The 20,390-nt window shown below is 44.8% G+C and carries 18 protein-coding genes; 13 read left to right on the top strand and 5 right to left on the bottom strand.

Translation table 11 applies throughout. From position 1 onward, the window contains the following. Positions 1–2,748 (bottom strand): pentapeptide repeat-containing protein (locus tag H6F90_RS16970; RefSeq protein WP_190553528.1); only part of this gene is annotated, 2,748 nt, incomplete at its 3' end. An 83-nt stretch (positions 2,749–2,831) separates the two neighbouring features. On the opposite strand from H6F90_RS16970, the gene H6F90_RS16975 reads away from it, so the two are divergent. Then, a complete protein-coding gene (locus H6F90_RS16975) occupies positions 2,832–3,245 on the top strand; it encodes a CU044_2847 family protein (protein ID WP_190553529.1) in 414 nt (137 codons plus the stop codon). A gap of 350 nt (positions 3,246–3,595) precedes the next feature. Here the strand turns inward: H6F90_RS16975 and H6F90_RS16980 are convergent, their stop codons facing one another. Further along, entirely contained in the window at positions 3,596–5,395 is a 1,800-nt protein-coding gene (locus H6F90_RS16980) for a hypothetical protein (RefSeq protein ID WP_190553530.1), read from the bottom strand. A 1,196-nt stretch (positions 5,396–6,591) separates the two neighbouring features. Here H6F90_RS16980 and H6F90_RS30760 point away from each other — a divergent pair. Further along, positions 6,592–6,909, top strand: a complete 318-nt coding sequence (locus tag H6F90_RS30760) for a hypothetical protein (protein ID WP_242024511.1) — start codon at positions 6,592–6,594, stop codon at positions 6,907–6,909. Positions 6,910–6,965: 56 nt separating this feature from the next. Then, a complete protein-coding gene (locus tag H6F90_RS31160) occupies positions 6,966–7,091 on the top strand; it encodes a hypothetical protein (RefSeq protein WP_255525011.1) in 126 nt (41 codons plus the stop codon). Between the two features lie 115 nt (positions 7,092–7,206). Here the strand turns inward: H6F90_RS31160 and H6F90_RS16990 are convergent, their stop codons facing one another. Genes H6F90_RS16990 through H6F90_RS17000 form a run of 3 tightly spaced genes read right to left on the bottom strand, consistent with a single transcriptional unit; the run spans position 7,207 to position 13,040 of the window. Then, positions 7,207–7,968, bottom strand: coding sequence for a D-alanyl-D-alanine carboxypeptidase family protein (locus tag H6F90_RS16990; protein ID WP_190553532.1), 762 nt, complete (start codon positions 7,966–7,968; stop codon positions 7,207–7,209). A 28-nt stretch (positions 7,969–7,996) separates the two neighbouring features. Then, positions 7,997–12,532 (bottom strand): IMS domain-containing protein, encoded by a 4,536-nt coding sequence (locus tag H6F90_RS16995; RefSeq protein ID WP_190553533.1) that lies wholly within the window; start codon positions 12,530–12,532, stop codon positions 7,997–7,999. Positions 12,533–12,578: 46 nt separating this feature from the next. Next, on the bottom strand, positions 12,579–13,040 hold the full coding sequence (locus tag H6F90_RS17000) for a hypothetical protein (RefSeq protein ID WP_190553534.1): 462 nt from the start codon (positions 13,038–13,040) through the stop codon (positions 12,579–12,581). Between the two features lie 340 nt (positions 13,041–13,380). On the opposite strand from H6F90_RS17000, the gene H6F90_RS17005 reads away from it, so the two are divergent. From H6F90_RS17005 to H6F90_RS17045, 10 genes are all read left to right on the top strand, one after another. After that, positions 13,381–13,839 carry a hypothetical protein gene (locus H6F90_RS17005; RefSeq protein WP_199295985.1) on the top strand — a complete coding sequence of 153 codons (459 nt, stop codon included), beginning with the start codon at positions 13,381–13,383 and terminating at the stop codon, positions 13,837–13,839. Between the two features lie 37 nt (positions 13,840–13,876). Next, a complete protein-coding gene (locus tag H6F90_RS17010; protein WP_190553536.1) occupies positions 13,877–16,402 on the top strand; it encodes a tetratricopeptide repeat protein in 2,526 nt (841 codons plus the stop codon). 115 nt (positions 16,403–16,517) lie between these two features. Continuing rightward, positions 16,518–16,649, top strand: a complete 132-nt coding sequence (locus H6F90_RS31165) for a hypothetical protein (protein ID WP_255525012.1) — start codon at positions 16,518–16,520, stop codon at positions 16,647–16,649. Between the two features lie 436 nt (positions 16,650–17,085). Next, complete coding sequence (locus H6F90_RS17015) at positions 17,086–17,397, top strand: hypothetical protein (protein WP_190553537.1); 312 nt, start codon at positions 17,086–17,088, stop codon at positions 17,395–17,397. Continuing rightward, positions 17,390–17,533 carry a hypothetical protein gene (locus H6F90_RS17020; RefSeq protein ID WP_190553538.1) on the top strand — a complete coding sequence of 48 codons (144 nt, stop codon included), beginning with the start codon at positions 17,390–17,392 and terminating at the stop codon, positions 17,531–17,533. The genes H6F90_RS17015 and H6F90_RS17020 overlap by 8 nt, the downstream gene beginning before the upstream one ends. Positions 17,534–17,548: 15 nt before the next feature. After that, positions 17,549–17,974 carry a hypothetical protein gene (locus tag H6F90_RS17025; protein WP_190553539.1) on the top strand — a complete coding sequence of 142 codons (426 nt, stop codon included), beginning with the start codon at positions 17,549–17,551 and terminating at the stop codon, positions 17,972–17,974. 255 nt (positions 17,975–18,229) lie between these two features. Next, positions 18,230–18,844, top strand: a complete 615-nt coding sequence (locus H6F90_RS17030) for a ParA family protein (RefSeq protein ID WP_190553540.1) — start codon at positions 18,230–18,232, stop codon at positions 18,842–18,844. Beyond that, a complete protein-coding gene (locus tag H6F90_RS17035) occupies positions 18,841–19,611 on the top strand; it encodes a ParB N-terminal domain-containing protein (RefSeq protein WP_190553541.1) in 771 nt (256 codons plus the stop codon). The genes H6F90_RS17030 and H6F90_RS17035 overlap by 4 nt, the downstream gene beginning before the upstream one ends. Positions 19,612–19,640: 29 nt before the next feature. Next, entirely contained in the window at positions 19,641–20,006 is a 366-nt protein-coding gene (locus H6F90_RS17040) for a GIY-YIG nuclease family protein (protein ID WP_190553542.1), read from the top strand. Between the two features lie 2 nt (positions 20,007–20,008). Then, positions 20,009–20,221, top strand: a complete 213-nt coding sequence (locus H6F90_RS17045) for a hypothetical protein (RefSeq protein ID WP_190553543.1) — start codon at positions 20,009–20,011, stop codon at positions 20,219–20,221. The last annotated feature ends 169 nt before the right edge of the window (positions 20,222–20,390 follow it).

Below are 20,390 nucleotides of genomic sequence, written 5' to 3' on the forward strand. Positions count from 1 at the left end.
GCGGAGGTTGGCGGAGCTGAGGTCGGCGGAGCTGAGGTCGGCGGAGCTGAGCTTGGCGGAGATAAGGTCGGCGGAGCTGAGCTTGGTGGAGATGAGGTCGGCGGAGATGAGGTTAGCGTAGCGGAGGTTAGCGTAGCGGAGGTTAGCGTAGCTGAGGTTGGCGGAGTTAAGGTCGGCGGAGCTGAGGTTGGCGGAGCTGAGGTTGGCGGAGCGGAGGTCGGTGGAGCGGAGGTCGGCGGAGCTGAGGTTGGCGGAGCTGAGGTTGGCGGAGTTAAGGTCGGCGGAGTTGAGCTTGGCGGAGATAAGGTCGGCGGAGTTGAGCTTGGCGGAGCTGAGCTTGGCTTTTGTTAACGGTGCTTGCCTAAGAGAACGGCAGTTTCCAAAGAGACGTTCAGCCAAGTAGGGCGGTAGCCACTTCATTTGTTTTTGCGTCTCACATCCTTGTACTAACGCTCGAACGGCCTGTTTTTCCTCGTACGTTCCTTCTGGATTTAATCGTGCCAAATCTGCTTTGGCATTGGATTCACGCAGATTGTACTCGACCACTCCCACCACCACTAAGGCTGGGATAATCAACCAACTTGCTGTTCTCAGTCGATTCCAACGGCGTTGTCTGACACTTTGCCGAATGAACCCCTTAGCAGAGTCGGATAGCGGAAAGTGATGACGCTGCTGTTTCTCAAAGTGAAGGGCTTCAGTCAGGGGTAGCCCATCTAACAAATACCCCTGTTTCTGTCCCTGATCGCGCCATGCCATCGCACTGGCTTCAATTTTGCGTTGTTGTCGTAGTAAGTCTCGATCTTGTTCAATCCATTGTCGCAGTAGGTTCCAGTGTCGGATCAGGGCTTCGTGCGCCACATCCACGATCGCCATCCGCTCTGACTGATTTCCTTTGCTGACAACTTCACTCGTAACCAAGAGGCGATTTTCAGGACTAGACAGTTGCTCAGTTACTGCTTGCACCCGTGCTGGAGGATGCTGAGGTTCAGCGACTAAATCTGTCTGAAACACGCGGCGACGGGTGTCTTCTGTCCCTTCACCCAGCTGAGTTAACTGCTGAAAAATGTACTGAACCGTTTGCTGTTCTGCTGCTTCAAAGCTGTTGTAGATCTCGGTAGCCCGTTTGTCTAACGTCCCATTAATCCCACCTAAGTCTTGATAGGTAGACAAGCAGATTCGGTTCCCTTGTCGTTGCTGCCAAAGTTCTTTCAGCGTGTATTGCAATAACGGCAGGCTACCAGGTGCTCCTGCAATGTCGTTGAGGATTTCTGTCACGAGTGCGGGTTCGATCTCCAGTCCCACTTGCGCTGCTGGCTTGCAAATCACTTCCTTCAGTTCTTCTGGTTCCATCGGCAGCACACTGAGTAGGTGTTGCTGAATCAGCTGGGCTAGACCACTGTATGGTTGCTCAAAACATTTCCCAACAAAATCGGCACGCATGGCGATGATTATGCACAGCCTATCGTCCGTATTTGATAGGGCTCCCATCAAGCAGGCCAAGAACTGTTTCCGATCTTCAATCTGCTCGCAACGAGTGAACACTTCCTCAAATTGATCGATAACTAATATGAGTCGCGGAGCTGTAGACGCTTGTACCAAGCGTTGCAATCCAGCTGCTCCTTCATTCAGTAATCCAGTCACACGCCCTAGTGCTTCTGCGCGATCGAGATCTGATAGACCCTCATCTACAAAGGCTAGTGCTAGGTTTTGCATCGGTTGCTGGTCAGGGCGAGTAATCCGAATTCGCCAACGCTCGCTGCCTGCAATGCGTCGGCCGAGTTTTAGTTGATGAAGTAGCCCCGCCCGCAGCACCGAAGACTTGCCATTCCCCGATGCCCCAACCAGAGCTAAAAAATTGTTGGTTCTGACGTGATCGAGGAGTTGCCCAACCAGGCGATCACGTCCAAAGAAGTACTTGGGGTCTTCGTCATTACAATCGAAAAACTCTAGCCCTTTGTAAGGGCAAATGCCACTGTCTATTTGGTTGGCATGGGTAGATTGAGCCGGAACTTGCCAGGTTCTTGTCAGGTTAATCGCTTCACCAAAGTTGGTGCAGACAGGGGTTTGCAGTCCACCCTGAAGTGCTTGGTTGATGTAATCGACTAAAGCAAAGGTATCAATCCATCGCCCTGGCAATCGAGTCGGATCTAACCCCTCTAGCAAGGCTTTGGTGAGCACGCTGTAAGAGCTATTGAGGTCTTCCCAGGAACTTTCAAAGTCACGCGAGGAAGCAACAAAACAGCGATCGCGGCTTTCGCTGTTGCCGGGATTAGCGGCTGCAACATTAACAAGTAATGCCCCACTATGGCAGCAATCGAGCCAAACAATTTGCTGTTTGACCGGGCTTTCCGATAAGAGCCACTGCAACCACCGAAGCGAGATTCCAGAGTCAGGGTTACGAGGATCTGTGTTGCTAGTGGCTATGTATCCTTTGTCAAACCCTTCTGTATCAGGGATGCCATGCCCAGAAAAATAAAATAGCGCCGTTTCAGGTGCCTGTTGGCTTTTGAGTAGGAAGAGTTGCTTCAAAGCTTCCTTCAGTTGTAGCTGAGAAACTGGAAGTTTTCTGCCTACAACAGGGGTCTTCTCTTTACCGTTGTCGATTGCTTCTGGTAGTCGTTGCACCTTCTGGAAGTCCCCATGCTGTTCCAGGCATTGTGCGATCGCCTCTGCATCGGCAGCAGGTTTAGACAGTGCAGGCAGGTGAGAATAGGTGTTAATCCCAACAACCAGGGCATCTCGGCTCATAACATCTGATTTTGGGGCTAGTATTTCTATCCAAAGTATGGATACATCATCTACATTACCCCTTTCGCTCAGCGGATAATGTTATGCCCCAACTTACTCCCATCCAACTTGATGACGGCACTCTCATCTACATCGAAGCTTCCGAAGATGTCACAGTTCCGCTAGTGACAGACTCAACAGAAGAGACTCGGGAAAAGACTCGGGCTGATTTGGGGGCAGATGAAAAGGGGTGGCCGAAAACTGATCCCAGAGATGTACAGAGGGCAGCGGCTCAAAGTTTTCAAGCGATCGAAGGCACCATCAAAGCCTACACAACCTACACCCTCAATGCTTTTAAGAAGGTGGCGATCGCCAATGTAGATAAAGTGACTCTGGAATTTGGGATTGAGATCGGTGGAGAAGCAGGGGTGCCTTACGTAACAAAGGGCACGGCCAAAAGTAATTTGAAAGTAACCGTAGAATGCTCGTTTCCTAAAATTGAGCGTCCTGGGCCTTGATTATTTGCGAGTTTAGAAATAGCTTAAACGTCAGGCTAAGCAAGTAGCTGTAATCTATAGCCAACCTAATGCAAGCCTCTTGAGCTAATTGGGGTGATTGAAGGGTTGCTGTCACCAGATGCAATTAGAGCAAATCCGGGGTTTGAAACAACGCAATTACGTTAAAGACTGGAGATTGATTTGGGATATACCAAAAATTCTTAGTACAGAATAACTATTGGCAATCCCTTTTCCTGCAAGGGTTTCAGCCTAATTGCATTCTATGACAGCTACGCTTCAATCACCCCATCAATGTTCGCAGCTATCAGAAGGACAGCACGCTCATGACCAGGTACTGAGCCAAGGTGCGGCTAGTTCGGAGGCTGAACCGAATGATACTCAGCCTCCGAACTAACCTGAAGAACTTTACCCAGCAGACGCTGATTGAAGTTATAGATGGGCGCAATCCGGCTCTGTTGAGTCTGTTGGTTGTAAATTTCAGTCTGCATCTTGCGATCGTGATGCATTGCATAGGCAGCTGCTTCCAATTCTGCTTCTGAGGCTCCCTGCTCTTTCAGATAAGTCACGTACATTCTTCTCATTTCCTTTGGAGTGACTGGGACTCCAGTGAACTTGAAGAATAGTTCTCGAAAAATGCTCCGCAAACATTCTTCATCCATTTGCTGTCCGACCATGCCTGTAAAGAAACACTTGTGTTCAGGCTTGAAGGCTTTGCGGTGCTCGTTTAACCACTCATCTATATAGCGATAAAGAGTTTTGCCACCTTCTAGCTGCCCTGGCTTGGTGTTTGGCATGAGGCCCCAATATTCCCCATAAATATCGCCAGTTTTGTAATCCTCAGGCATCAAATGTATCCACCACTCCGCCTGAGCTGGGTCTTTCATCTTCTGAACCGGGGTGAATCGGACTCCATCGTAATGACCTAGAACAAACGTCCTGCCCACCTCCAACTCTTGATAGGTTCGACTTCGATCCGGAGGAATCAAAGATAGAAAAGCAACTAAAAGGAATTTTTGTACGCTTCTGGCGATGGCCGTGGGTGAGCGTTTGACTTTCCTATCTTTGGCCCAGTAGAAGTGTAAATCTGCCTCCTTTTGAGTCTGTTTAAGCACCTCAAAAACTTGCTCCCAAGGGACACTTTTCTGCTCGTAAGGCACACTATGAGGACTATTTCTACCAATCTCGCTGTAATGACAACTAAGCTTGCGAAGCCGTAGAATAACGGGAATATCATCGAAGTTGTCATGTAGCTCCTCGTTAGTCTCGTCTCTATAAATAAACTTTGCAGTGTTAACTAGAGCTTGCAAGACCAGAACGTTCGACTTAGCTGAAAAAGAAAAAAAGCTGAAATAGTTGTTGACCAACCGAATGGTTTCACTTGCAGCTTCCTGGGCTTCCTCTTGGGCTAAAGCTTTTGCGATCGCGTAGCGGTGGATGTCTACTTCACCATTGGCACTTTTATAGTTCTTAAGCTTTGGTTGCAGAGGCACGGAACGAATCAGCATTTCGAACCGTAAGTCTTCTAGGGGCACCTGATGATGATGATGAAGCCATCCCAGTATTTGTTTAATCCGCTGCAAGTTTTTTGCAACTGTAGGTTCCCTATTTTTCAAACGCTGCTTGCTAAAGTTGCAAAAAGCTTCTATTTCTAGTTTTAAGCTGGTCTTAATCTCGGAGTCATCAAGAATAAATTTTCGGCTATAAGGGCGTCCTGATTGTTTCAGTTGGTAAGCATAGGTCCGACGTTCCCCATCGGGACGTTGAAAGTAGTACTTCTCCGACGGTTCAGCTTCTGTTTGTTGGCTACCCAATAAGTTTGTTTCTGTCGCCCAGTCCAACAATTTTTTGAGATAAGACCGGGGAGTTCGTTGCTTATCTTTAGGAATGTTTAACTTCTCAAATACTTCTTGCTGTACAGCTAGACAATCAGCAAATTGTTGCAGTGAGATCTGCTTCAGAAACTCTAGACCAAGACTAACCTCTAATGTAGTCGCTTTGGCTCCCTTGGGAGAGGGGCCGCCCCATCCTGGATTGGTAAAGCGGAGCAAAGCAGTTTGGGCCATTGAGACATCAGCAGCTTTATTAATTGCTAAAGAATGCTGCTTGTAGGCTTCAAAAACTTCAAAAACGTTTGGAGAAACTACCGTCATAAATACCGCCCTCAATCATTTTGATTGAATCTAGTTATTCATCCAAACTAGAGGTAAGCACAGCTTATAATGCGAAAACCAGGAGTTTTACGCATTATAGAATAAATTGCTGTAAATAAATAGGTGCTAGTCAGTGGCATCCAGATATTTACTAAACACAAAACCATTTATATCAATAGGTTTCAGGCTTTGCGTTATAAATAATCGTTCTAAATATTTAGAACGATTATTTATAACGCCAGTTCACCTTATTAACTAAACCTATATAAAAAAAGCTCTTTAAATATTTAGAACGCCTCAAGGTAGTATGGTTTCAGCGCTGAGTACTAAAAAACCTTAGTTTTTTAGTTAGTACGACAAACTGAAGCCTGACCCAATGAGCAAAAAAGTAAAAACTTCTGATTGGTCAAGAAAGCCGAGTCACAAAGGCCAGAAATGCCTTAGAGGTGTTCCTTTAATGCATGATGAAGTGAAGCAAAAAGTGACCCTCTGCTTAACTCCGACTGCTTTAGCGCGCTTACTAGAGCTATCGAATGAGCAGAAATGTAGTCGATCGGAAGTAATAGAACAATGGCTGAGAGGATATTTCCCCCCTGATTCTGCCTGAATTCCAGTTGCTCTCGAGTTTAGAGCTTTGTTAAGCCTTACTGTTTTTTCAGAGAGATAGCTTGGAATTCGCCTTTTTGTTAGCCTTCTATTGACTGCTAAATGTGGCAATGGCAATCATGATCAGTAAGATCTTCAGCCTTGGTATCAGCAGCTTTTTTGAGGTAGCAGCCTTCCCCTCCATACTCTTAGCTACCGGACGATCGTAGGCCAATCGAAATCTTTGTACTCAGGAGGTACTTTTTACTGCAACCGTTGCCCATCAGCAAATCGGCAACTCTATTAGCTATACCCCATCTAGCTTCAGAGATACCTAAGAAACTTTTATGCAAGATTCGTTATTAGCATCAACAAAATTGGGGAAATACTTGAACCTTGAGGATTTTTGCACTTGCACCCAAACGTATGGCAAGTATCTGGATAGGATTGACCCATACCCCAAAAATCTTGAGGAAACGATTCCATCGTTACAGATGCTTTGTCAACTCATTGTTGACCCACTCATTGAGCACTTTGGTAGGAATCAATTTCATCTGACTTATGGATTTTGTTCAATAGATCTAAAGCGACTTTTAAGTCAAAAAGACTCAGTGGAGGCGATTAAAAATGGTCGTGTTGCTCCAAGCCGCGATCAACATATGGCCCATGAGGTAAATCGAAACGGTAAGTATTATTGTGATCGCCTAGGTGCAGCCTGCGATTTCTATATTCTAGGTTTGGAGAGCGATCGCCTTGTGGAGTGGATTTTAGAACAACGATTGCCATTTGACTCGTTGTACTACTATGGCAGCGATCGCCCCATCCACATCAGCTATGGACCTCAAGATCGGCAAAATGTTTGGGCTTTTACTGACAGAGGAGTGCCTACTAGAAAAGGGACTGAAGAATGGGTTAAGGAGTTGTGCTAATACTTATCGAGCTTTGTGATCACCTCGCTGCTGCCTAAGATTTTCGGATTGTGAGGTTGCAGAGCGCTCAACTGGTGGAGTCGGCTCTAGAGCAGCAGTTACCGTTTGATTCGCTGTACTACTATGGGAGCAAGCGCCCCATCCACATCAGTTACGGTATTGAGCATCGACGCAGTATCTAGACATTCACAGATAGGGGAGTCCCTACTGAAAAAGGGTTCAAGCTAAGGTAAAGTGATGGGAAGATTGAAACGTTAATTTTGAAGTATGACTGTGAGTATCTCCTGGTTAAAGTGACTAGTGAAGATGCCTAAAAACTTCGGAGCTTTCTGCTGTTCCGACAAATCGCCAATGCCAAGGTTCATAGTTGACTCCTTGAGAATTGTTTTCTGGAAATGAAAGTTCAAATCCAAACTCTTTAGCACGAAGATTCATCCATTTAAATGCTTCTGTTTTAGCAAATTCCAGTGAGACATCTTGTTGGGGAGAGTGCCCATCAGCAAGATCCAGAGCATAGCCAGTATGGTGTTCACTATAGCCAGGCGGAGCACTAGACTTGGCAGCCGCCTCCCGAGAGCCTCGACGCTGTATCTGAGCTGTAAAAAGTTTGCGCTGATCCTCTGAATTGCGAAAGCAGGAAACTGGGATAATCCACACGCCTTCATCTCTAGCAGCATTGGTAAGCTTCATTAGCGCGAAGGCTGCCTCTGGCATCAAGCGCTCGAACCGCTGATATTCTCTCTGGCCATAACTACCAACAAAAAGCATTTTGCTAAAATTACCCTCTTGATAAGGAAAATGTCCTAGTGAAGGAGCGCTATTTATTGGTATGTTTTTAGGGCTGGAAGTGGGCTGAGGATTTTGAGAGGGGATGGGTTTTAGGGTACTAAATTGGTGTGATTTAGCGGTGTAAACAGACGTAGTTTGGAAATTTACTGATGGTTTTTCCAAAGGAAGGTGTATTCCAATGTACGCATTCAAACAGATGCCGACTGAAATGAGAGTTGCAAGAGATAGGAACCACCATCGCTGCCAAAGCTTGAGCAAGGAATTTTTCATGATCGACACAAGTACTATTAGCAGCGTTCTATTGGAAATCTTTGTAGTCAAAGATTTTCCAGGCTCCATTCTCAAGCCTTAGTTCAAACTGATAGCTCTTAGGGTTGTTCCTAGCGGCGTTTTTGATGCTCCCATTTTCGTAAAGAGTTACTTCTTCAGTAATCAACACATTAATGAATGCTTTATCGCTAGAGGATCTGAACCCACCTAAGAATTCGGTTTGTTGATTACCATACTGGTAGTACTGATTTTTTTGACTTAAGGAGTCGATTGCTTTTCCACGCTGAACAATGTCATTGTAAAGAACGCCTGTGGTGTAACGTGCAGCTAGTTCGCGCGAGAACGGTGGCGCAAAAATTTCTCGTTTAGCTTGGAGATAGCTACGAATTGTGTCAAGTGCTGCTGCTTGAGTAATGCCGCTTTGAGAAGAAGTACTAGACAAAGCTTCTGGAGCACGCTGAACCGGTTGTGAAGCCCCTATTTCCGGTGCATCATTAACAGGATTGATGGTAATTGATAAAGCCGCTTCTGCTCCTCTGCCACCATCATCAACCCGAATGTTGAGGGAATCTGTCCCGCTATAGTCTTGCCTGCCACTATAGGTGATAGCGGCAGGGTCTGCTAAAGTTGCGTTAATAGCAGCAATCGTACCCTTGAGGGTTAAATCAGGGGATGAATTGCCATTGATACTGTCTGCTTTTAGCCCATCAGCAACGTTAGGCTTTACTTTAAGCGAACCATTTTGCACATTCAGAGTCACAGTAACTGGTTCTTTGTCGCCTTTGCTGTCTGGATCTTTGATTGAGATACCAACAATGCTTAAGTCATTATCTTCATTAACGGCTTTACTGTCTGGAAGATTGATAATAGGGAACTGATTGCGAGGAATAACAGAAATCTTGATAACTTTGCTGGCTTCTTGAGGTTGTCGAGCCTCAGGTGGCCAAACCAATGATGCAGTTTTTTCTTGGATGGTTGGGCCATCATCAATAACTGTAATCTTGAGAGAGTCATCCCCTGCGAAATCTGTATTTGGCTTGTATGTAATTGCAGATGGATTTGCGAAGGTTGCTTTGATTTTCTCAAGCGACCCTTTTAGTTCAATAATTTTGCTATTGTTACCTCCGATTTCTTCTGTTTTAAGTCCTTTTGGAATATCCCCTTTCACGGCAATTATGCCGTTTTCACTGCTGAGCTGGACTGTAACAATTTTGCTGTCCGGATCACTGATTTCCACCTTTCCATAGGTGAGAGCGCTGGATTCTCGAATTTTGAGACTTTCAGGAGCAACAATTGTGGGTATTTGGTTCTTGGCTATCAGGCTGATGTTGCGAGTAAGTGGTTTGCTGACTCCACCGTTACCATCACTAAGTATGAACTGAACAGTACGAAAGTCAGGAGTAACAATTGGAGATTTGTGCTTATAAGCCACATTCTGCAGTAGGGCCTGAACGGCTTCAGGTGTAGCTTCAGAGTTTAATGCCACTCTTAGAGGCTTTTCGCTGGTACCCTCTGTGAAAGAGCCAATTAGCTTGCCACTATACAGAACTTGGTTACCACTAACACCAATTTGTCCGACTTCTCTACCTTTATTGAGAATGGAGAGCAGATCATCTGGAGTACTGTTGACTGTGAATTTGACTTGTAGTTCGCCTTGATCAAAATTTGGGGAATCCTTATCTTGAACTCCTACAGCATCAACCATAGAAATTCCTCCATCAATTACCCTTGCTACCGATGGATTGTCTGGGTAAGAAAGGCCTGATTTAGGTGTTCTCGGTAGAAGGCTTGTGATTTGATTGCCAACCGCTTGGCCAGCTGTTTGGATTGTCATAACCCCCAAAACGGAGGCTCCCACACCGACGAGCATTAAGGGTACTTTATTGTCCATCACCCATAGTCCCCGCCGTAGAGCAGTAGCGGTCGGTTTAAGTCTCAGGCTGTGAGCATCACCAATAAATTGTTTTGGTGATTGCTCCCACTTGCGAAGTACAAAGTTCATGCCTGCTCGGTGATCTTCATGGTGAATGAGAGCTTCAGGCAAAATATTCTGCACAACAGGTTGATAAACCTTTTCTTGTAGGGTAACTAGCCAAGCAGCAACAGGTGCTAACCAGTTGTCATGCCAAGGTTGTTGATTGTCGAATTGCACGTCTTCATCCTGATGCACCGACGAAGATTTCAGGCTCCTCAACCGATTGAGTTCGGTCTCTTCGCCTATATCTAGTGCTTTGGCAAATTCGATCGCTGCTTGAGTAGCAATTTGCTGAGCTGTTCGATTCTGGCTTTGTCCCAACCATTGAAGTAGAATATTTTCAATCTCAGTAGCTGGGCGATTTGTATTGATCCAAATTCGATACCGTACCTTGTTTACCTCACAGAAACCTTCGCCACCTGTTAGCTCTGCACGTTGTGCAAGATAGATTTTTGTTAGGTGAGAAACGAATTGATTACGCTCCGATTTTGTAAACTTAGCAACCTGCTTCAATAACATTGGAGCAATGATTAAGCAATTCTGCTTTAACCGGTTGCTCATCCCTTCAATTACTGCTTCACGAACGGTTATACGTTTCTCATCTCTCAAGAGGCTTGAAAGCTGTTCAAATGCGAATTCGGGCGTAAGATTGCTGGGGTAGATGCCGCAATTTATGAGGCCATAGGTTCTAGCAACAGCGCAGAGTAAAGTAATTTTTGTGCGGTCCTGAGTCCATGCTTTTAGGCACTCTGGAACCTCGTCGGGATAGTTATTATATGCAGTGGCAAGGCTGTCAGCGATCGCAAGACTTAGATCGCTCTGCCTTTCTGCTATTTCTTTGAGGATTGGGTGAATCTGCAGTAAGTGTTCTGGTACTACGTAGCCGAGAGTATGAAGGGCAAAATAGACACGGATTAAAGGATTTTTGCTATTCGATAATGTCACTAACCAATCACAAAGATGTGGATGCAATTGGTTGGGTGGGTCATTTAAGGATGCATAGCTAATCGCAAGAGCGACTGTGGCTCCAACATAATCTCGGCGATTAAGAGAGTGTGAATCTTCTTGATTGGATAAACTATTAGTGGAAAAGTCATAAAAAAAGCGGAGCGTTCTTAGGAATTTATCAGAATCGCCTTGATACCAATAAGCTAGTACCGTAGCCACAAAATCCTGAACAATAAACTCATTATTTGATGCCAACGTTATTAAGAGATCTCGTACAGGTGCAGTTGCTTCAGCTGTTACTAACCCAACGTCAGCAAATGCTCTACTAGTTCCTTCGTAAAGTCGTTCTCGAAGTACATCATTACCATATAGCTGGTAATCCGAGAGCTTAGGAAAATTCTCCTGAGCAGAATTGTCGATAATCTCGATAATCTCTTCTAAAGCTGTAATAATTTGCCTACGATGACTTTCCCAGGCGATGCAGAGAAGCAACTTCCCAGCTTCAGGGTCTTTTACATTAAGACGACGAAGTACAAAATCATCACCTTTCGTTACTTCCGAAAACTCACAATAGTTACCTAGATTTTCTAAATCGCAATGATCAAGCGCTCGAAGAGAGGGATCTCTTTGCTGCCATACGTTCTCAACCACTCGCTCCAAGGCAGCGAAAAACTGGTCAGTGTATAGTCCATTGAACAACGAGACTCCTATTGCGAGTAGTTGCTCTCGTGAACTTAAGGTTCGGAACCATCTTTTTAACCGCTCTTTCTTGTCCTCTTTAGCATTTTGAATAGCTGCATCTAGGTCACTTGAAGAAATTGGTTTCTTACAGACTCTTAACCAGTCAATACAGATATCTATAGCTGCTACCGTGCTTAGTTTCTCAGCAACTAACGTACGGAGTTCTGCTTTCATTTCGACACTAATAGTAATCCCCTCAGGGATGCGCTCGATCGCCGATTCAGCCAAAACATCTGGTTCATATGAAAGATGATTTGAATCAAGCCATAATCTGTTTTCTGACTGGCTCAAGCTCCATTTTTCATACGGGTTTTCTGTCGTTGCAATAATAAAAATTTTGTGTTCGTCAACAAGTTCTCTTAATGCACTTAATTCAACGTTCTGATGACTCAATTGAAATAAAACAAAGATTCTGTTAACTTCTTTATCTGTAGGCTCTATGCCATTGATTTCTTCCCGAATCGCGGCAATAAGCCCTTTACTATCCGACGTTGATTCCCACTCGTAAATCTCACTGCTAGTAGAAGTAAAAGTCGATTCCTGAAGATTAACAGCGAGATGTAATGCCAAGGGCAACTTATCTGGATGGCTACCACCTATTACTACAATTTGATCTTCATAAAGACTCTCAATGATTTCATCAAGGCAAGTTAAAGATGGGAAATAAGGATACGTAAAAGTTTTGAGGTTTGTACGTTTAAAGAATTCAAATCCATGCTTCCGGGTATGATGGTTGATAGTCTCATAAACATCTCCCACATGCTGATGAATACCTTCAATATGGATCTTGCTATTGCCATCAGCAGAAATATTTTTCACTGCCTCCTGATTTATCTCTTTTGAGAATAAGTTCCTATTTTTTTTGCCTTGGCTTGTGTATTTGCGGTCTCTCTTATTCATGATGTTTAAGTAATTTTATGGTTTACAGCCGGGTATTCTGTTAGACTTAGTTTTCTTGAGTAATATTTTCAATCCTAATATTTTTCCCTTTGATATTTTTCAGAGCTTCCTGGTTACTACTAGAGCCGTGATGTGATCTCTGAACTACACCTTTAATCTCAATATTTCCTTTTGCTTCAAGATCAACTAAAATACTTTGGATTCTCTGATCGTCTGTAGCTTTAATTTGTCTAAGTAATTCAATGATTGAGTTGGCAAAATTCTTGTCTTTAGATAATTGGACCGACAGCATATTTGAAAAAATAATTTTGTTAGTTTCATTTGGCTCCTGTTGTACCTCAGTTAAAACTTTTTCAATTTGTGCTGATCTAAACTGATAACGGATAAGACAAACCAGCTTTCCAATTAGATCAGTACCTAGCTTGGCGATTGATTTACCGGCTTCTTTGGAAGCTTCAATAATTAAGGCTGTAACAGCTCCAGTAATTACGAGAGTTGTTGGCTCCACTTGATTTTCTCCTACTTACTAAAATTGCAGTTATAACTTTGTGCTTCTTAGAGATAATTCCCGCAATTAGAAGAAATATCTCATGCGTATGATTTTTTTGTAATTTTTCATGCTAGTTTTGTGTTGTATGCTCCAATACCTATTGGAGTATGATTTACCCGTCTTGTAATACGGTCTTAGGTGTGCCTAAGAGATGGCGTTAAAGTCAACAGAGTGTATAACTGGACACAGACTTTAACTGAAAAAGCATTGATGTCATATCCTAGAAGGGTAATAGTTACTTTGCTCTGATATGGAACCTCTAACTGCCGCGGCAATTGCCACACTGCTTGTTACCAAGATGGTTGAAAAACTAGGTGCATCTCTGGGAGAAAAGCTTCCTGACCTAGGGAGTAAAGTTTGGGAGCAAGTTAGCAACCTGAAGGGACTGTTAAGGGCCAAAGCACCTGAAACGGCAGCGCTTTTAGAGGCAGCTGAAAGTGCTCCAGCATTAATTAATGACACACCGGATGTCTTTGGTCTGCCCGTGTTAACTGGAAAGGTTGAAGCTTTGGCTACGGCAGAACCAGAGATTGCTACTTTGATTAATACTCTGGACTCAGAAGTTCGTCCTCAATTGCCTTCAACCTTTCAAAACAAGGTTGTGCAGCAGGTGATGTTAAAGGGAGTTAAGGCCCAAACAATTAAGGCTCAAAGTTTGACGCAAGAGGCGGATGCATCCGCGACTCAAGTTATTCAGGAAATGCTGACTGATGTTGATGCAGGTAACATCGATTTAGGCGATGTTAGCCAGACTTAAAGTCAAATAGATTCTAAATCAAATAGAAAAATGTGCTGTGGAATCTAACCAACCCGGATCTCAATCCAAGGTAAATCAGAATCTACTAACTGACTTAAATGTTGGAGGAAATCTGTCGGTTGGTAGTATTCGTCAAGAGACACACTATTACGCTGCTCCCCGTGAAAAGCCGACTAGCATTCCTAATAATAGTCCTATTGGAACGGGTAAGTTTGTAGGGCGAATCCAAGTCTTGGAAAGTCTTCATACCCAGTTTCAGCAATACTACCAGAGAGTTGTGGTTATTGTAGGGATGGGAGGGTTGGGAAAGAGTGAGCTAGCGATTCAATACGCTAACCGTTATCAAGATGTTTATCCCGGTGGCATTTGCTGGCTGAATACTCGAGCAGGGGATTTGCTGACCCAACTCATCCAGTATTGTCAATTGCGGTTGGGTATGATGTTGACTGAAGAATTAGTCCAGCAGCCCCTTAGCATCGCAGACTCTGTGACTTGGTATGTGTCCAATTGGTGGATTGAAGGGAATGTCTTGGTAGTGTTAGATGATGTGTTCAACCTTCTAGACTGCAAACCTTTGCTGGATTTGTTGTCTCCCCGGTTTCGAATTTTAATCACTACACGACAACAGGGATTGGATGCTAGCTTTTGTGAGTTTCCACTGAATGTACTGCACTTAGAAGATGCACTAGAGCTATTGGCCACCTTGGCTGGAAGCCGTATTGAGAAAGAATATGTAGCGGCCACAGCTCTATGTGAAGCTTTGGGGTGCTTACCACTGGGGCTTGAGTTAGTTGGGCGTTACTTCTCCACCAATCCCTTTTTATCTGTCGCGGAGGTTAGTCAATCCCTGGCACTGCAAGACCAGTACCTCATGTCTCAAACTACTTATATGATGGCAAATCAGCGGGGGGTGTTAGCTGCCTTTAACTTGAGTTGGCAGCAATTGAATGAGGTTGCCCAGCAGCTAGCCCAGATTCTTAGCTTCTTTGCTCCTGGAGAAATTCCTTGGGAACTTGTGAACCAAGTCGTTGCTGAGACCGATCTAGAAGAAACATCTCTGACATTAGCAAAGACTCTGCTATACCAGCAGAGCCTGCTACAAAAAGTTAATAAGGTAACTCTTCAACTTCATCCTTTAATAAGAGAGTTTTTTACGGCACAGCGACAAAACCACCCTAACCAAGACATTTGGCAACAAAGCTATATACAAGGAATAGCCGGGTTCGCTAAAGAAATTCCCTATGTTTTGTTGTTGGAAGACATTGCCCGGCTTGCCCCAGCTGTCCCTCACATAGTCGCCTTAGTGAAGCAGTCTTTGACGCAAATCCCCAATAAGTTGTTAGAGCCGTTATTTAGGGGGATAGTTTACTTTTATAATGGCCAAGCCCTTTATACCGAAGCTCAAACGTGGGCAGAGCAGGGATTAGCAGTTTTGAGAGAACGCTTTGGGGAAGAATATCTTGGCTTAACAACAATACTTACCACTTTAGCCAATTTATATCAGGATCAAGGCTTCTACAGTGAGGCTAAACCTCTCCTCTTGCAATCCTTAGAAATCACTAAACGCCATCTAGGAGCTGACCATGCTTTGGTGGCAAAGAATCTCAACAATTTAGCCAATTTATATAAGGACCAAGGCCTCTACAGTGAGGCTAAACCTCTCCTCTTGCAATCCTTAGAAATTACTAAACGCCTTCCGGGAGATAATGATCTCGAGATGATACCGAAGCTAAACACTCTGGGCGATTTATATCAGGATCAAGGCCGCTATAGTGAGGCTGAACCTCTCTTCTTGCAATCCCTAGAGGTGACTAAACGACGGCTGGGGGATGACCATCCTATTACAGCTAGAGTCTTAAATAGCTTAGCCTGTTTATATAAGGCCCAAGATCGTTATAGTGAAGTTGAACCTCTCTTCTTGCAATCCCTAGAGGTGACTAAACGACGGCTGGGGGATGACCATCCCATGACCGCAGTGGTGCTGAGCAATTTGGCCAATTTATATAAGGATCAAGGCCGCTATAGTGAAGCTGAACCTCTCTTCTTGCAATCCCTAGAGGTGACTAAACGACGGCTGGGGGATGACCATCGTGAGATAATACCAAAGCTAAACAATTTGGCCAATTTATATAAGGCCCAAGATCGTTATAGTGAAGCTGAACCTCTCTTCTTGCAAGCTATCCACATCGCTAAATGCCGATTGGGAAACGATCATCCTAGTATGAACATATTGCTAGGTAACTTAGCCAGGTTGTATAAGAATCAGGATCGCTACAATGAGTCTGAATCTTTCCTCCGACAATCCTTAGATATAACTAAACGCCACTCGGGGGAGAACAGTCCTAAGGTGGCCGAGTTGTTGAAAGAATTGGTCAGTCTAAAGCAGACCAAGCGTCGTAAAAAAGCCTTTACCTTTGTCCGTCTTGCCTTAGTCGGGTTGATTATTGGTTTAGTTCTTCATACTTTGATAATCTTTATAGCAACTCAAAATCCGCAAGTGCTGTTTCGACTTATGATTGCACTTGCACTAGGACTCATTCTTTGGGCTTGGAATTCTAATTGATTAATGAATATAAGCGAAGCTGCAAGCTATGTTATTTGTGACATTTAGTTAAAGAATGGATAAAGAAGGGTGTATCCTGCCGAAAACCAAAAATCACCAGCAAATGAGATACACAATGAGCCAAGATATTCTAATTTCATTGAAAGCGCCAGAGCCTGTTTCAGGTTTAAGTGATGCCATGACAGAACTAGTTCGCCAAGGATCGCGTCAAAAAGGCTACTATAGCAATCCTAATTTAATTGACTAGACACATTAAGAGAGACCTTTTGTGTTGCACTCAATAGTCTAGTGGTCGTGGCTCCAGAGTGGCTGTAATCGTATTTACAAGACACTTAGTCTAAGCGCTATCATCAACATGGAGAACTATCGCTTGCCGATGATCTTCTAGCCCTAGGGATGGTCTTTCAGAAGCTATCTTCAGAAGCAAGATTCAACCACCCTGCTACACAGGTCTGGAACATCACCAATTTCTCTTAAGTGACAGCAAGTTACATTGACATATTGTTGAAATTCGCAGCGATGCTGCCCAGTAAAGCCTTAATTCTATTAAAACCAACTCTCTAGATTGATTCAGTACTACAGGTCTGCTTGACTGACAAAAGTCTGAGTGATTGAAACGAAAGATAAGAGGGAAGAGGAGCTTGTTTTAAGCTGATAAGTTACCACACCCATTAGCAAAACCAATGGCTCCTAATTCCCGTCTCTATGATGCGTTGCATGATCATCTGACTCAATGCCAAGACTTCTGGCGCGATGGTGGCAAGCGTGCATCAGGTGCTGATGGCTCAAGCCTTGTCTCAATGGAGCTACAAGCGGATCTATTTGAGCTTGGACACCACAGTGCTATGGAATTGCTTCTGCCTGGTATGGGTCGGGGTTGTGTATCGAGGACGAACCCTTCCCATTGCCTGGAGAGTCGTTGCCCAATCCAGCAGCAGTGTGCGATTGTAGACAATTCAATGGATGCTGCGGCAGTCGGCGCGGTTGATGCCTGAGGGAGTCGCAGTCGTATTGCTCGCAGACCGAGGTCTTGCAGATGGTAAGTTGATGAAGTATCTCACCCAGACCTTGGGTTGGCATTTCCGTATCCGCATCAAAGGCTCGTTCCAGTTTCAACTCGCAGGTCGTTAACACCGGGTTTCATCGGTGCGACTGCAAAAAGGTCAAGCCTACTTCACCCCAGCTGTGTCTCTGGGTAAAAAGAAACCCTATGGCAATGTTTACCTGGCCTTTGCTCATGACCAAGATGCTGATGAAGATTGGGTGGTAGTTAGCGATGAACCCACCACTTTACAAACGTTTGCCCAATACCGATTAAGGTTCCAAATGGAAGAATCCTTTTTGGACCTGAAGTCCAATGGCTTCAACCTAGAAGCGTCACGCCTGCGGGACAAGTTTGCACTGACTCAACTGTGTGGGGTGATTGCGCTGACCATGCTGTTTCCAGTTTTGCAAGGCACTCAGGTGGTGACATCGGGCCAGCGCCGTTTAGTCGATGCTCACTGGAATCGGGGCATGAGTTATCTCAAGTTGGGCTGGAATTGGATTCGTTTAGCACTGACTCAACAATGAAGAATCTCTCTTTTTCGGTTTCTATCGAGTGCACCGGACCCGCAGCCTGCGATCGCTTCTCAACGACAACAGGATCAGTGTTTTAATCGTGAATTTATTGTCCTGAAACGCTTTCCAGCTTTTTAGTTTTGTCAGTCAAGCAGACTACAGGTAACAGAGTTACTAAACTCTTCCTAAATTTGGTAAAGAGATTATCAATGCTTCCTAACGTTCTCTTGTGTAAAGGTCTAAACCGTTGTTTGTAAGCTCAAAACTATGATTATTACGATCGCAAGCTTTAAAGGTGGTGTAGGTAAGACGACAACAGCTCTGCATCTAGCACAATATTTAGGCAAGCGTCGGAAAGACAGCAAAGTTGTGCTATTGGATGGAGACCCTAACCGTAGTGCATTGAGCTGGTATGAACGTGGGCAGCAGAGAGCAGCATTTACTGTCATGGATGGTGATGAGGAGCCATCAAACTTTGAGCATTTAATTGTTGACACTCCTGCCCGTACTGATTCAACTGAACTATTACCGTTGGCTTCTGCTAGTGATTTGCTGATAATTCCTTCTGAAATTTCTATATTTTCGTTAGAGGCGACGATCGCGACGGTTAGTGTTTTACAATCGCTGTCTGACGATCAATACCGAATCCTTCTAACCATGCTACCCACCCGAGGCCTCAAAAGAGAGGTAAATGCTAGGGAAGCACTTAACGAGGCAGGGCTGAAGGTGTTTAATACAGGTATTAAAGCCAGAACCATTTACCAGGATTCGGCATTAGAAGGGTTACCAGTTTCAGATTTACGTGGTGACGCTGCTGCTGCTGCGTGGAGTGACTATCAGGCTTTAGGTAAAGAAATCTGGAAGGGTTGGGGAACAAAATGAGCGTCAGCAAGTTGACTGGGGCATTAGCGATCGCGAAGAGTAGAGGTGCAGACACACCATCGTCAACCGCCACTCTGTCTGTGGATAGCATCATAGATCGAGTGGATGGTGATACCCGTCCACTGAATCCTGCCCATATCGAAGCATTAGCCGATAGTATTGCGGTTGTAGGGCTGATCGCTCCCATTGCAGTGGATAGTCGGGGCAGGCTATTAGCAGGAGGGCATCGACGAGCCGCAATCGCACTATTACGGGAGCAAGACTCGGAATCTTTTGCCAAACAGTTTCCAGATGGGCAAGTTCCAATCCGGCGCTACGATTTTGATAGTGAGACTGAACCGGACAAAGCGCTTGCTATCGAGGCGACTGAGAATGAAAAGCGCAGAGACTATACGCCAACTGAAGTTAGGGCGATCGCAGATCGGTTGAGGGCCGCAGGATATAGAGATGCACCTGGAAAGCCTAAGAAGGGAGAAAAAGCCTTACGCCCTGCTCTGGAGTTAATCATTGGCAAGTCAATCAGGCAGGTCAGGCGGTATCTGAATGATGTCCTTGATGCCTCCACAGAAAATGATGAACAAAACCAGGACAAGCAAACCCGGACAGATGTCCTAGTTTTGAATCGAGCACTAGTTAGTCTACAAAAATGGGCCACTTTAGCTAATGAATATGATGAACCTGGTACGGCTATTAAAGGTCTACAAGGCCGTGTGAAGCGGATGATGCGGGATATTGAAAAGGCGATCGCCGAGTTGGAAGACAAGTAGGCACCGTGATTGCAGAAAAGTTGTGAGCTATGACGGACGCTGAAGCACAAGCACTGACTATTCTCAATGCTTTGACCGAAGTCCCTTTTTCAGAATGTGTGCCGATTAGCAGAGATTTTGCCGAGATGACCACAAGGCCAGGTATTTATGCAGTCAGGCACCGGACTGAGGGTTTGTTATACGTAGGCAAAGCTCAAGATATTAAGGAACGATTTAGAGGCGGGCACAAAGCTCTAACTTGGTCGTGGCTGGCGGATTATGACCATAGGGACGTGGCGATCGCGAGTCATGCTATCGACTTCATGCAATGGCGAGCGCTATCATCGGAGTTAGAGCGTATTATTCTTCAAGCTAGCAAGCCACCGTTTAATGCTCGCATACCTATGAGGGACTAGCTATGCCGCCGATTGTTGAACAAGAAACAACAGAGCATCTCAGTCCAGTTGTGGCCCGCATGATTTTAGTGGCGCTACCTGACCATATTAGAGAAGCCTTTGAGCGGCGAGCGGCTGAGATTGATTACCCGGTAGAGGCTGTACTTGAGATGGCGCTGGCTGGTTTTCTTGATAGTGAATGTTTAAACTTCTCTGATTGCAAGCCTCGATATTAAAGGTTGGTGATCTGGTTTGGGCATTGTAAGATTTTAGCGCTGCTTTGTGCTGGCCTTGAAGTAAGACAACTAGCTTCAATCTTTACTGGTATTGTGATTTGGGCGCTTTAAGCTTCGTATCGCTTGAGGTGTCAATGTTTACTGGGCTACACCAGGGGGTAACATTAAC

This window comes from Trichocoleus sp. FACHB-591, assembly GCF_014695845.1.
GTDB lineage: Bacteria > Cyanobacteriota > Cyanobacteriia > FACHB-46 > FACHB-46 > Trichocoleus.

Coding starts and splice junctions, on each gene's coding strand:
- H6F90_RS16990 (WP_190553532.1), bottom strand. CDS start 7,968: ATGAAAAATTCCTTGCTCAAGCTTTGGCAGCGATGGTGGTTCCTATCT.
- H6F90_RS16995 (WP_190553533.1), bottom strand. CDS start 12,532: ATGAATAAGAGAGACCGCAAATACACAAGCCAAGGCAAAAAAAATAGG.
- H6F90_RS17035 (WP_190553541.1), top strand. CDS start 18,841: ATGAGCGTCAGCAAGTTGACTGGGGCATTAGCGATCGCGAAGAGTAGA.
- H6F90_RS17045 (WP_190553543.1), top strand. CDS start 20,009: ATGCCGCCGATTGTTGAACAAGAAACAACAGAGCATCTCAGTCCAGTT.
- H6F90_RS16980 (WP_190553530.1), bottom strand. CDS start 5,395: ATGACGGTAGTTTCTCCAAACGTTTTTGAAGTTTTTGAAGCCTACAAG.
- H6F90_RS31165 (WP_255525012.1), top strand. CDS start 16,518: ATGAGCCAAGATATTCTAATTTCATTGAAAGCGCCAGAGCCTGTTTCA.
- H6F90_RS17030 (WP_190553540.1), top strand. CDS start 18,230: ATGATTATTACGATCGCAAGCTTTAAAGGTGGTGTAGGTAAGACGACA.
- H6F90_RS17015 (WP_190553537.1), top strand. CDS start 17,086: ATGGCTCCTAATTCCCGTCTCTATGATGCGTTGCATGATCATCTGACT.
- H6F90_RS17040 (WP_190553542.1), top strand. CDS start 19,641: ATGACGGACGCTGAAGCACAAGCACTGACTATTCTCAATGCTTTGACC.
- H6F90_RS16975 (WP_190553529.1), top strand. CDS start 2,832: ATGCCCCAACTTACTCCCATCCAACTTGATGACGGCACTCTCATCTAC.
- H6F90_RS17005 (WP_199295985.1), top strand. CDS start 13,381: ATGGTTGAAAAACTAGGTGCATCTCTGGGAGAAAAGCTTCCTGACCTA.
- H6F90_RS17020 (WP_190553538.1), top strand. CDS start 17,390: ATGCCTGAGGGAGTCGCAGTCGTATTGCTCGCAGACCGAGGTCTTGCA.